Source organism: Planococcus sp. NCCP-2050 (genome assembly GCF_023708025.1).
Classification (GTDB): domain Bacteria; phylum Bacillota; class Bacilli; order Bacillales_A; family Planococcaceae; genus Planococcus.
Genome location: NZ_BRCX01000001.1, coordinates 1,738,675 through 1,751,091, shown reverse-complemented (window position 1 = coordinate 1,751,091; position 12,417 = coordinate 1,738,675). Strand labels below are relative to the sequence as shown.

The following is a 12,417-nucleotide window of genomic DNA, read 5'->3' as shown; positions in this document are numbered from 1 at the left end:
ACTTTCCATTCTATCAAATGCTATTATTAGCAAAATCAAATGCAATGAAGAGAAGAGTAAGTGAGGAATTTCTTCAAAGAGAGCCTTGTATGCTGAAAATAGGCAAGAACCATTCACTGAACCAAAACTCTGAGCAGCGCATCGGAACCGTTTTTCGGAGGTGATGCGACAGGAGCTCCTGTTATCGGGCAAGAGTATAAGCAGTGAGAACTGCCGTACTTAATGAGCTTAATATGGCGACATATTAAAGGAACTGGAGTGGCACCGCGATTTTCGAATCCCGCCTCCAAGACAAACAGGTCTTGGAGGTGGGATTTTTTGCGTTTTATGAAAATCGAAAGGGTGGGTGCACATGGCTGAAACACGATGGAGAAATCCAGTAATTTTATTGATGAGCATTGGGATTGCGAATATCGGTGCCTGGATCTATTTAATCGCTTTAAATCTAACGGTGCTGGAAATGGCAGAGGGCTCCGCTTTGGCCGTTGCGGCATTATATGCCATTGCCCCTGCTGCGATGTTAGTGACGAACGGCTGGAGCGGCAGCGTAGTGGATCGAATAAATAAGAAGCGGCTGATGATCGGCTTGGATATTTCCCGGGCAATACTGATCGGGCTGCTGCCATTCATCCACTCACTTGAGATGATTTATTTATTCGTATTTTTATTGGGGATATTAAACGCCATTTTCGTACCTGCATCCATGGTGTATGTCACCATGCTGCTGGCGCCGGAACAACGCAAACGCTTCAATTCCTTTCGGAGTCTGGTGGATTCAGGAGCCTTTTTACTAGGTCCGGCAATTGCGGGAGTATTATTCGTCATAAGCACACCGGAAATAGCGATAGAGATAAATGCAGCCGCTTTGTTGGCATCCGGTCTGCTCGTAATGGCTTTGCCGAATTTAGAAGGAAAGAAAGCGAGAGGAGAAAATGCCGAATCGATCTCTTGGACTCTATTAAGGAAAGATCTTGCGATGGTCTTTGCTTTCAGCAAATCTAACCCTAACGTTGCGAGAGCGTATTTGATCTTCAGCGGAATGATGGTAGCTGCCACTGCTTTAGATTCAATGGAAGCGGCTTTTTCCACTGAAGTCCTGCAGTTGGAAGAGGATGAATACGGATTTTTAGTCAGCACCGCGGGAGCGGGAATCATCGCCGGCTCCATTACGACAGCGATTTTTATCAAGAAGCTCGCAGTATCATCTCTTATGCAAATCGGTGCAGCGGGTACGGCTGGCGGATATTTGATTTATGCATTTTCATCGTCTTTCTGCGGTGCTGCAGCCGGTTTCTTTGTGTTGGCATTTGCCCTCGCATTTGCCAACACAGGCTTTCAGACTTTTTATCAAGAGCAGATTCCTGCAGAAGTATTGGGGAGAGTATCCAGCATCTATGGTCTTGTAGAAGCGATGGGCATTATTGTCCTGACAATGGGATTCGGTTCGGTGTCTTATTTCTTTTCCATCCGGTTGGCTGTCATTATCGGTTGTTTCGGGATAGCAGCTATTGCACTGGTTCTTTGGCGGTTGGACTTTCCAAACAGTAGGGTGCAACAATTGAATGCGGAAACTTCTTTGAAAGAATCATAGAAGCGGAAGGGCTTGTTATTTCAAAAATCGGCCTATAAACCGTTCGTAAACATGTGTCGGAATCGGCGGACGTTCGTAAAGTATTTTGACACGTTTACGAACGCTCTTTTCGGTCATTTTCGGCCCTTTTTAAAGCGTTCGGAAACGTGTACTTTTACGAACGGTTCACGAAATTCTTATATAGCTAATAGTATTTCAATTATTCATATTATTTGATAAGATAACTGGAAGAGTTTGTATAATAGCAGATGCCGAACATAGTATTTTTAAAATATATGATATGGGGTGTCCAATGGAAAAAACGAGTAGTTATACTTATTTTGGAATTCAAAGTAACGGTACGAGTGATAGAGGGTTCGTTGCGTATGAAAAAGGGATTTTTAATCCGGAAGACATTACGCGTCTTCTGGAAATTCATCCATTTAAAAGCTGGGCTTATGGAGATAAGCGAGTCGACGGATCTGAGTATCTTTTCTCCAGATGGAGTGCTGAAAAATCTGAGGTTGGCCGATTGGATGTGGAAGCCCAGTGCAGAGACACCATCAAGAATCTCAAAAATAAAATCCCTCAACTGAATCAAATAAAGGAACAATATGACGTGAGCTTTGTCCTTACGATTGTTCCGACTATTCATGGAGAAGAACAACCTTGGATATCATTTGATAAAGAGATTATTGAGTTTTGCTATTTAACAGGCACAACCATCGGAGTGGATATGTATATTTATCCGCTGGAGAATGAAGACAAAGAATTGCTGTGAGCGATGAATTCTAAAAGAAAAACCGACACCCACAGATTCGGTCTTAAAACAGAATAATCAGCTGGATGGAAGTTTACATATCATGAATTTATCGGAAGTTTCTTTTAAAAAAATACAAGAAAGGAAGAGGGAAGCCAACTTATCAGCTTTTCCTCTTCCTTTCATTTAAAATCACTTATGATTCAAAGCTTGATTGATAAATTGGTATAGCTCGCCATCTATTTCATATTGCAGTTCGTTCCCTGGGTTTTCGGCGTGGAAATGTTCGGCTTGCTTGCGGAAAGTCCTATCGTCTTCGGAAAAGGCATTCACGATGTCATTCCATTTTTTCGCTAAATCTTGTACTTTTTCATCGGAAGGAGAAGCGCCTTTTTCTTTTTCCAAACGTATTTCCTTGATAAGATCGTTAAACTCTTGCTCGGCCTGCTTTAAGAGTTGTTTATCAGCATTCTCATATCTGCTTTCCATGGTATCCAATTGCTGCTTCGAAAAGTATTTTTCCTTATTCATTTTCAGCGCCTCCATTAATTTAGTAAGTTCTGGAATCGACATGGTCCGATTGCTGCGCGCAGCCGATAACGCATTTTCCAGCTCTGCTACTAGTTTTTGCTGAACCTCTATCTCTTTTTTGACGCGGGAAATTTGGGTTTGCAAAATCTCTGCAACGGTTTGTTCCTCCGGATTAGACAACAGAAGTTGTATTTCTTCTAACGACATGCCCATCTGCTTTAAGGACAAAATTGGCTGAAGACGGACCAAATCTGCTTTCGTGTAAAGCCGATGCCCTGACTCCGTATACTGAGAAGGTGAAAATAAACAGATTTGATCGTAATAGCGTAAAGTTCGAATCGTTAAACCCGCCAATTCGGCAACTTCTCCGACTTTCCAATGTTCCTTCATTCGCTTAGCCTCCATTTAACAACATTTCTATTCACCAACTAAAACCGAGAAATTCGAAGTTAGAAGAGTTGCTGCATCTCCTTTTGCTCAAACGTGTAGGTTTTCCCGCAAATATGGCAAAAAGCTTCAATGTCTTCCTTTCGTTCAATGCTCCGTTTGATTTCCTCTTCACTCAATGAATAAAGCATGCCATAGAACATTTCTTTACTGCATCCGCAGAAAAATTGACTGGAGCTATGGCCAATAATTTTTGCATCCCCAAACAACTGGGTTAACGCTTCTTCGCTGTCACTCGCTTCTTCAGCGTTTAGTTTACTGAAAATATCCGGATTGGCTTTCACAATCATTTTCACTTCTGAAAGCAGTTGTGGTGGTGCACCGGGAAGCAGTTGTGCATATAGTGCATGGCTGGAAAGAAGGGAACCTCCCTTATCCAACTGAATGTCGGAATAAAGATAGGTCGGCGTCTGATCACTCTGCACAAAATAGTTGGCGATATCATCCGTGATATGTTGATTTGGCATATCGGTAATGCTGGTGAATTGATTCATCTCAGAACCCTTTATGACACGGATCATCCCAGAAGGTCCAATCAAATCTTGCATCGACTTTTCTTCTATATTAGAAGATCTCAAAAGTTCCTCGTTCAGGTATCCTCTGACATTTCCATTGGCTTCGGCTTCCGCAAAAATCTTATGGCGAGTGTTGCTCAACGTTACCTGGAGGCTCATTCGCTGGTTCCCTTTGAGCGTACCAGAGAGTATGCTCATTGCTGATATCGTTTTGCCTAACAGTAGTTTAAGCGGTTTAGGAAGTTCCTGGTTTAAGGCATAGATATCGCGAAGCAACTGGGAATTATCAATAAAATATAGACGAATCTGTTCTTCTTTAATTAATGCCTTAACAATGGCATTTTGCACAACGATTCCCCCTTTGCAAAAGTAAGCTAGTTTCACTATAAAACATTACCCTACGTAAGGTTCAAGGGGAGAATGAAATTTTCACGATATTTATTTTTAGTTAACATATGAGGGCTTATCGGAAGTTTATATACGAAGTAAAGAACTTGAAAAGCTAGTGACCTCTTTATTTAAGGTTATTGGTCTTTCAAATTTTATGCAGATTAAATCCTGAATTGATACAATTTTTATTTAAAAGTGACATTCATATTTATACAAGCAATTATCAAATAGCTACATAAATTTCATAGAGAAAAAAATACTCGGTAGCCAGTCGACTGGATTACCGAGTATTTTTTAAGTCACAGCCGCTTTTGGGACATCGCTTCGCGCATGCTTTGAAGAGCTTTTTTGCCTTCTTCTCCGCGTGCAATCATCAAGTTCGTATAAAGGGCATCGATCAAGGTGAGCTGAGCAATGCGGGAAGAAAGTGCCTCAGAACGGAAATCCGTTTCTTCAGACGAGGTGTATAAGGCGATATCCGCGTCTTTAGACAGCGGGGACTTGCCGAAATTGGTGATGCAAATAATGGTCACACCTTTTTCTTTTAAGATGCGCAGAACATCAAGGACGTCATTGGTTGATCCGGAATGGGAAATGACAATGGCCGCGTCTCCTTGCTGAAGCTGGGAAGCAGCCATCAGCTGCATATGGGCATCAAGGTTGATGGACACTTGGAGGCCGAGCCGGATGAACTTATGGTAGCCGTCCATGGCAATAGCCGCCGAGCCGCCGTTCCCAAAAAACTCGATTCTTCGTGCCGTTATGACTGCATTGACCGCTTGCTCCATCGCAGAAGCGTCCACGATCTGCAGCGTATCTTCTATCGTCTTGATATTGGAGCGGAAAACTTTTTCCGTGACGCGCTCGACGCTGTCGCCTTCTTCGATTTTTTCATGGATGTCTTTCAGCGGCGCTACTACTTCAGCGGCTAATGAAATTTTGAATGCCTGAAAACCTTTAAAGCCGATTCGCTGGCAGAAACGGAAGATGGTGGACTCAGCTAAGCCGAGTTCATCGGAAATTTGGTTGATGGTCAAATGGATAATATTTTTAGGATCGTTCAAGACATAGTCGGCGATCTTTTTTTCTTTTTCGCTGAAGTGGCGGTAACTGCCCCGGATGGCAGCCAGCGCAAATGCCTGTTCTTTCATAAATTCGCGCCTCATTTCTTTGGTGAGTTTCCTTTAATTATAGAATAACATGTTGTGTATGGAAAAATATTTGATATAATATTTTTAATACGGAAAAATATTCTTTTATTCATAGGAGGTTTTATTATGCAAATCGGTGTAATCGGTTTAGGCAAAATGGGATTGAACTTGGCCCTTAACTTGGTGGACCACGGACATAAAGTGATTGGCTACGATAGCCATGCGGCAATTGAAGAAAGCGGTTTCAAGAAAACTTCTTCGATTTCAGAGCTTGTGGAGAAATTGGAAACACCTCGCACAGTATGGCTAATGGTGCCGGCAGGGGAAATTACGGAGTCGGTGATTACGGAACTCACGCCGCTATTGGAAAAAGGCGATTCGATTATTGACGGCGGAAATTCCAATTACAAAGACACGGTGCGCCGTGCTGAGCAATTAAAGGAACAGGGCCTTTACTTTTTTGACTGCGGAACAAGCGGCGGAACAGAAGGGGCACGCAAAGGAATTTGTTCGATGATCGGCGGAGACGCTGAGAAGTTCAAGGAAATCGAGCCTTTGTTCAAAGACATTTCGGTAGAAGACGGCTATTTGTATACGGGAGAACCGGGAAGCGGGCATTTCTTGAAAATGGTGCATAACGGAATTGAGTACGGCATGATGCAATCGATTGCCGAAGGATTTGAAATTCTGAATAAAAGCAATTTCGATTTCGACTACGAGAAAGTGGCGGGCGTTTGGAACAACGGATCTATCATCCGTTCGTACTTGATGGGCTTGACGCAAAATGCATTTTCAAAAGACGAAAAATTGGATGGCATCCGCGGCGTCATGAACTCATCAGGTGAAGGCAAATGGACAGTTGAGACAGCTTTGGACTTGAATGTTCCGGCTCCGGTTATCACATTATCGCTGATGATGCGCTACCGTTCGTTGGAAGATGACACCTTCACAGGAAAAGTTGTGGCGGCACTCCGCAATGAATTCGGCGGGCATGCAGTAGAAAAAAAGTAAGATAATAAGGCTTTACACAACGAGGAGGGACGAAGATGTCAGGTTCAACATTGATTTTGGTGGCGGTAGCCGGTATTTTTCTTTTATTGTTTTTGGTTATGCGCACGAAATTGCATGCGTTTGTGGCATTATTGCTTGTCAGTTTATTAGTCGGCATTGCGGCTGGCATGCCGCTTGGCCAAGTAATTGAATCGGTTCAAAATGGTATGGGCGGTACGCTCGGATTCGTCGCAGTCGTCGTCGGACTTGGTGCAATGTTCGGTAAAATGCTCGAAGTATCGGGTGGCGCTGAGCGCTTGGCAGGCACGCTGATCAGTAAATTCGGAGAGGAAAAATCACCTTGGGCTCTTGGGCTTACCGGATTCATCGTTGCCATTCCCGTTTTCTTTGATGTCGGTTTTATCATTTTGGTGCCGATCGTCTATGGTCTGGCCCGCAAAACCGGAAAGTCGCTTCTTCATTACGGAATTCCGCTGCTCGCAGGTCTTGCCGTGACGCATAGCTTTATCCCCCCGACTCCAGGGCCGATTGCCGTTGCGCAATTAGTCAATGCGGATATGGGCTGGGTTATTTTATTCGGCGCAATTGCAGGGGTGCCCGCAATGATTTTAGCCGGGCCGCTCTTTGGCCGTTACATAGGAAAGAAAATTCACGTCGCCATTCCGGATTACATGGAATTGGAACAGAAAGAGTACGATAAGGAACTGCCGAGTTTTGGTTTGATCACTTTCCTTATTTTGATTCCGCTTATCTTAATTTTGATGAATACGGTTTCAGGGGTTGTTTTAGAAGAAGGAAATACAGTACGGGATATTTTGACATTCCTGGGCCATCCATTTGTGGCTTTGACAATTGCTACATTATTGACTTTCTATATTCTTGGAACGAAACGCGGCTACACACGCCAGGAAGTTCAGGATATCGCGACGAAATCGCTTGAGCCAGCAGGAATCATCATCCTTGTTACTGGAGCCGGCGGTGTTTTCAAGCAAGTTCTGATCGATTCAGGCGTTGGGGAAGTGCTTGGGGATATGATGGCGGGTTCACCGCTGCCGCCAATCGTTCTCGCTTTCCTAATTGCCACAGCTGTCCGGGTAGCGCAAGGATCGGCAACAGTCGCTATGGTAACTGCAGCCGGATTAATTACGCCGCTTTTGGAAATGGTCAATATGACGGGGCCGGCACTCGGTTTAGTCGTTATTGCCATCGCTTCAGGTGCGACGGTTCTGTCGCATGTCAACGACTCGGGGTTCTGGCTAGTAAACCGGTATTTCGGGCTTGACGTGAAGGATACACTTAAATCATGGACCATTATGGAAACTATTATCGGGTTAACCGGATTCGTGGTCGTTTTAATCATCAGTTTCTTCATTTAAACAACTTCGAAAAAGAAAAAGGGGAGATTCCTTTTTCTTTTTCTTGTATCTAAAGGAGGGCTACCATGCCTGAACAAGCATATTACTTAGGAGTCGATATCGGCACGACGTCGACAAAATCGGTTTTATTCAATAAAAAAGGAAATGTTATCGCAAGCGACACGATTCTTTATCCGCTGGATACACCAAGTCCGATTATCGCAGAGCAGGATCCGGAAGAAATTTTCCGCGCTGTCCTGGGGACGATAAGAGAAACGATTCGAAAAAGCGGCATCGGTCCGGATCAGTTGAAGTTGGTATCGTTCAGTTCGGCGATGCACAGCTTGATCGCAATCGACAGTGAAGGGGAATTGCTGACGAAAAGCATCACGTGGGCGGATACGAGAAGTTCAAGGCATGCGAAAAAAATCAAGGAACAGCACGATGGACACGAAATTTACTTGCGCACCGGAACGCCGATCCACGCAATGTCGCCGCTTGCGAAATTGGTTTGGCTGAAAGATGAAAAGCCGGAAGTTTGTGAACGGGCGGCTAAATTTATCGGCATCAAAGAATACGTCTTCTTTAAGCTTTTCGGCGAATATGTCGTCGATCATTCCATCGCTTCTGCTACCGGCTTATTTAACCTGGAAAAGTTGGACTGGGACCGGGGAGCACTCGAACTGGCCGGTATTTCACCAAACGAGTTGTCGCGTCCTGTGCCAACAACCCATCAGATGAAGGGAGTCTTGCCGGAGTATGCCGCGTTCATGGGGATTCCTGAGCAGCTGCCGTTTGTAGTAGGGGCGAGCGACGGCGTCTTAGCGAATCTCGGCGTGAACGCCATCGAACCTGGCGTCATTGCTGTCACGATCGGCACAAGCGGGGCCATCCGCACCGTTTCACCTGTTCCGAAAACAGATCCAAAAGGGCGGACGTTCTGCTATGCTTTGACGGAAGACCACTGGATTATCGGCGGTCCCGTCAATAACGGCGGAATCGTGCTGAGGTGGCTGCGGGACGAGTTCGCATCCTCTGAAGTCGAAACGGCCAAACGCTTAGGAATCGACCCTTACGATGTGCTGACCAAAATTGCATCGACTGTCAATCCGGGATCGGACGGCCTTCTGTTCCACCCGTATATGACCGGTGAACGGGCGCCGTTATGGGATGCCAATGCACGGGGATCGTTTTTCGGCCTCAGCATTCACCACCAAAAACAGCATATGATCCGTTCGGTTTTGGAAGGCATCGTTTACAATCTGTACACGGTCCTGCTCGCGGTAGAAGAATTGACCGGTGAACCGCTGCGCATTCAGGCATCCGGCGGCTTTGCACGCTCTGAAATGTGGCGCCAGCTGATGGCGGATGTGTTTGATAAACCGGTAATCGTGCCGGAAAGCTTCGAAAGTTCTTGTCTTGGAGCTGTCGTGCTTGGCATGTACGCCCTCGGTGAAATAAAAGATTTCTCCATCGTTTCGGAAATGATCGGAGAAACCCATACCCACTATCCGGAAGCTGCAACGAGTGAAATCTACCGTGAATTACTGCCGATCTACATTCGCTTGTCACGTTTGCTGACGGAAGAATATGAAAGCATTTCTGAATTCCAGCGAAAGCATTTGGAAGGATAGGAAAAAAGCCGAAACCGGTTGAAGGTTTCGGCTTTTATTGTTGATAAGGGAGTGATGGATGGGAATATTTTCTATTATTTTATTTGAAAGCTGCATTTTCTTCATGGCTATGAATTTGCGCGCGTTCAAATGAAAATGCGCGCGCTCACTGAAGTTTGCGTGCGTTCAGACAGAAATGCGCGCGTTCAAAATCATTTGCGCGCGTTCGTCATAGATTCGACCGCTTTTCTCAAAAATTTTTATAACAACAAAAGAATATTCCAATATAAACCAAATCCAAAACGAAATAAATTCATCGTCATTCCTGCCTTACTACGCAATCCGATTAATTATCAGAAAATATCTATAATTTACCAATCGTTTCTGCTACGATGAAAGAAGAAAGAACAGCGGACTGCAAAGGGGATGTCGGCGTGGGATATGATGCGATTATAGTGGGGGCAGGTTTAGCCGGATTGGTGGCAGCAGCGGAAATTGCGGATGCGGGAAAAAGGGTTTTACTATTGGATCAAGAACCTGAAGCATCTTTTGGCGGCCAAGCGTGGTGGTCATTTGGCGGATTGTTTTTAGTGGATTCACCTGAACAGAAACGCATGGGGGTCAAAGATTCGAAAGAGCTGGCATGGCAGGACTGGCTTGGGGCAGCCGGTTTTGACCGCGAACAAGACGAAGATTATTGGGGAAGAAAATGGGCGGAAGCCTACGTGGATTTTGCTGCGGGTGAAAAGCGGGCGTGGCTAGCGAGTATGGGCGTAAAGTTTTTTCCTGTCGTCGGCTGGGCAGAACGCGGCGGCTATTTAGCGGAAGGCCATGGCAATTCCGTTCCGCGTTTCCATATTGTTTGGGGTACTGGCCCAGGGATTGTGGCACCTTTTGAACGCCGTGTACGCGCGCATATGAAAGCAGGATTGGTCGACTATAAGCCGCGCCATCAAGTGGATGGACTGGTAAAAGAAGGCCATGACGTTACGGGAGTGTTCGGTTCGGTGCTTGAGCCAAGCGAGGCGGCAAGAGGAGAAGCGAGTTCCAGAAAAGCGGTCGGGGATTTTCTGTATCACGCAGAAGCGGTCGTAGTGACAAGCGGCGGAATTGGCGGGAACCATGAATTGATTCGGAAGAATTGGCCGGAGCGGCTAGGGGCAGCTCCTGAAAATATGCTGTCGGGTGTCCCTGCCCATGTGGACGGGCGCATGCTCGCCATCACTGAAAAAGCAGGCGGGCGGCTTGTGAACCGGGACCGGATGTGGCATTACACGGAAGGCATTAAAAATTGGAATCCGGTCTGGCACAAGCACGGCATCCGGATTTTGCCGGGACCGTCATCGATGTGGTTCGATGCCACAGGCAAGCGTTTTCCGGCGCCGAACTTTCCGGGATTCGATACTTTAGGGACATTGGAAACGATTCAAAAGAGCGGCTTCGATTATTCGTGGTTCATTTTGACGCAGGCGATGATCGAAAAGGAATTTGCTTTGTCCGGTTCGGAACAGAATCCCGATTTAACCGGCAAAAGCATTCCGCAAGTGCTATCGCGCGTGCGAAAAGGGGCGACTGCACCGGTTCAGGCGTTCATGGACAAAGGGGAAGATTTTATTGTTGCCGATTCGTTAGAAGAGCTGGTAGCCGGAATGAACCGGTTGACCGGCGAAAATCTGGTGGATGTTAAAGAAATCGAACGCCAAATCATGGCAAGAGACCGGCAAATGGACAATGCTTTTACGAAAGACCTTCAAATTACTGCGTTGCGCGGCGCCAGAAATTACCGGGGCGACCGGCTGATCCGGGTAGCAGCGCCGCATAAGATGCTCGATCCGAAAAAAGGTCCGCTCATTGCGGTCCGTTTGAATATCGTCAGCCGCAAAACGCTTGGCGGTTTGCAGACAGATTTGTCAGCCCGTGTCCTTGATGAGGCCGGCCAACCGATTCCCGGGCTTTATGCTGCAGGGGAAGTCTGTGGTTTTGGCGGCGGCGGTGTCCATGGCTATCGCTCGCTTGAAGGAACGTTCCTCGGCGGCTGCCTGTTTTCAGGAAGAGTGGCAGGCCGTGCAATAGCAAACAAACAAAAATAACGCTAGAAAGGGGGAGATTGATTTGAGTACTTATCCGAGCGGCTTGCCGCCTGAATACACTTCTCAGTTCACTTCGGAATTCTGGTGGAGCATGGCATTTTTCTTGATTGGGAGTGCAGTGGTGATTTTCCTTTTGAACATGCTATTAAGAAAAATGTTAGGCGTCGAGAAAAGAAAAAGATTCTCTAATAATTATGTAAATGAAAAGCATCAAAGAATCGATTGGACCATTCGGATGGTGGCGGTATTTGTGGTTGTCATCACTGCCATTTTTGCGTTCTATTCCATTCAGATTTACATGATGTTCATCTTTGTCATCTTCGGTGCCATACAGGAAACTGTCCGGGCCGTCATGGAGAAAAAGTATGCTAAAAATCCGAATGATTATCTTTTCACTTTGATTCAATTTCCATTGTCGATCATCGTAATTTTCACTTTGGCTTATGCGGCGTTTCCTGAGGTTTTTGGAGAGTTGCTAAGCGCCTAGGAAGGAATGCGGAGTGAATAAAATAGTAAAGGAAGAGGAGCATGACCATCAAACAAAGCGATTTTTCAATACGTCCATATAAAGAATCCGATTTTCCAGCCATTCACCAATTAAATCAAAAAGAAGGCTGGACGAATCTGGCTGCTAAACAAGACGAAACGAAATCAGCCTGGAACCATTCCCAAATCGCTTTTGTAGCGGAACGAGATGGAGAAGTCATCGCCTGCATAAGAGGGTTGACTGACGGATCGATTAGTTTGTATATATGTGAACTGCTAGTCGATGAAAAAGAACGCGGAAAAGGCATAGGCCAAGCGTTGTTGGCATATGTGCATAAACTTTATCCAAAAACACGGATGGAGCTGCTCGCGAGCACGACTTCACAAACATTCTATGAAAAACAGAAATTCCGTCCCTTCTATGGATTTCGGAAAACACTAGAGGAATTGGAAAGCCCCATTGATTCTAATGAAGCATAGGGGAATACGGTTGCTCCT

General features: G+C 45.6%; 11 protein-coding genes and 1 other annotated feature. Of the genes, 8 read left to right on the top strand and 3 right to left on the bottom strand.

The window, feature by feature from the left end:
* Positions 1-35 precede the first annotated feature (35 nt).
* Positions 36-291 (top strand) — a binding site (T-box leader).
* Between the two features lie 61 nt (positions 292-352).
* The gene (locus NFU07_RS08720) at positions 353-1,591 is read left to right on the top strand and encodes an MFS transporter (protein ID WP_251476793.1); all 1,239 of its coding nucleotides are present in this window, start codon (positions 353-355) and stop codon (positions 1,589-1,591) included.
* 292 nt (positions 1,592-1,883) lie between these two features.
* A complete protein-coding gene (locus NFU07_RS08715) occupies positions 1,884-2,351 on the top strand; it encodes a DUF4279 domain-containing protein (protein WP_251476792.1) in 468 nt (155 codons plus the stop codon).
* 171 nt (positions 2,352-2,522) lie between these two features.
* On the opposite strand, the gene NFU07_RS08710 is transcribed toward NFU07_RS08715, so the two are convergent.
* The 3 genes from NFU07_RS08710 to NFU07_RS08700 form a co-directional block, all read right to left on the bottom strand.
* Positions 2,523-3,251, bottom strand: coding sequence for a MerR family transcriptional regulator (locus NFU07_RS08710; protein ID WP_251476790.1), 729 nt, complete (start codon positions 3,249-3,251; stop codon positions 2,523-2,525).
* Positions 3,252-3,310: 59 nt separating this feature from the next.
* Positions 3,311-4,171 carry an Hsp33 family molecular chaperone HslO gene (locus NFU07_RS08705; protein WP_235197648.1) on the bottom strand — a complete coding sequence of 287 codons (861 nt, stop codon included), beginning with the start codon at positions 4,169-4,171 and terminating at the stop codon, positions 3,311-3,313.
* 341 nt (positions 4,172-4,512) lie between these two features.
* Complete coding sequence (locus NFU07_RS08700; RefSeq protein WP_251476788.1) at positions 4,513-5,364, bottom strand: MurR/RpiR family transcriptional regulator; 852 nt, start codon at positions 5,362-5,364, stop codon at positions 4,513-4,515.
* Between the two features lie 126 nt (positions 5,365-5,490).
* Between NFU07_RS08700 and gnd the strand changes: the two genes are divergently transcribed.
* From gnd to NFU07_RS08670, 6 genes are all read left to right on the top strand, one after another.
* Positions 5,491-6,375, top strand: a complete 885-nt coding sequence (gene gnd / locus NFU07_RS08695; protein WP_235197647.1) for a phosphogluconate dehydrogenase (NAD(+)-dependent, decarboxylating) — start codon at positions 5,491-5,493, stop codon at positions 6,373-6,375.
* A 35-nt stretch (positions 6,376-6,410) separates the two neighbouring features.
* Positions 6,411-7,751: a GntT/GntP/DsdX family permease gene (locus NFU07_RS08690; protein ID WP_251476786.1), complete on the top strand. Its 1,341-nt coding sequence runs from the start codon at positions 6,411-6,413 to the stop codon at positions 7,749-7,751.
* Between the two features lie 65 nt (positions 7,752-7,816).
* On the top strand, positions 7,817-9,364 hold the full coding sequence (gntK, locus tag NFU07_RS08685) for a gluconokinase (RefSeq protein ID WP_251476784.1): 1,548 nt from the start codon (positions 7,817-7,819) through the stop codon (positions 9,362-9,364).
* 413 nt (positions 9,365-9,777) lie between these two features.
* Entirely contained in the window at positions 9,778-11,433 is a 1,656-nt protein-coding gene (locus tag NFU07_RS08680) for an FAD-binding dehydrogenase (protein ID WP_251476782.1), read from the top strand.
* A gap of 22 nt (positions 11,434-11,455) precedes the next feature.
* Positions 11,456-11,920 (top strand): DUF4181 domain-containing protein, encoded by a 465-nt coding sequence (locus NFU07_RS08675; protein ID WP_251476780.1) that lies wholly within the window; start codon positions 11,456-11,458, stop codon positions 11,918-11,920.
* Between the two features lie 41 nt (positions 11,921-11,961).
* Complete coding sequence (locus tag NFU07_RS08670; RefSeq protein WP_251476778.1) at positions 11,962-12,399, top strand: GNAT family N-acetyltransferase; 438 nt, start codon at positions 11,962-11,964, stop codon at positions 12,397-12,399.
* Positions 12,400-12,417 lie beyond the last annotated feature (18 nt).

Coding starts and splice junctions, on each gene's coding strand:
- NFU07_RS08720 (WP_251476793.1), top strand. CDS start 353: ATGGCTGAAACACGATGGAGAAATCCAGTAATTTTATTGATGAGCATT.
- NFU07_RS08715 (WP_251476792.1), top strand. CDS start 1,884: ATGGAAAAAACGAGTAGTTATACTTATTTTGGAATTCAAAGTAACGGT.
- NFU07_RS08710 (WP_251476790.1), bottom strand. CDS start 3,251: ATGAAGGAACATTGGAAAGTCGGAGAAGTTGCCGAATTGGCGGGTTTA.
- NFU07_RS08700 (WP_251476788.1), bottom strand. CDS start 5,364: ATGAAAGAACAGGCATTTGCGCTGGCTGCCATCCGGGGCAGTTACCGC.
- gnd (WP_235197647.1), top strand. CDS start 5,491: ATGCAAATCGGTGTAATCGGTTTAGGCAAAATGGGATTGAACTTGGCC.
- NFU07_RS08690 (WP_251476786.1), top strand. CDS start 6,411: ATGTCAGGTTCAACATTGATTTTGGTGGCGGTAGCCGGTATTTTTCTT.
- gntK (WP_251476784.1), top strand. CDS start 7,817: ATGCCTGAACAAGCATATTACTTAGGAGTCGATATCGGCACGACGTCG.
- NFU07_RS08670 (WP_251476778.1), top strand. CDS start 11,962: ATGACCATCAAACAAAGCGATTTTTCAATACGTCCATATAAAGAATCC.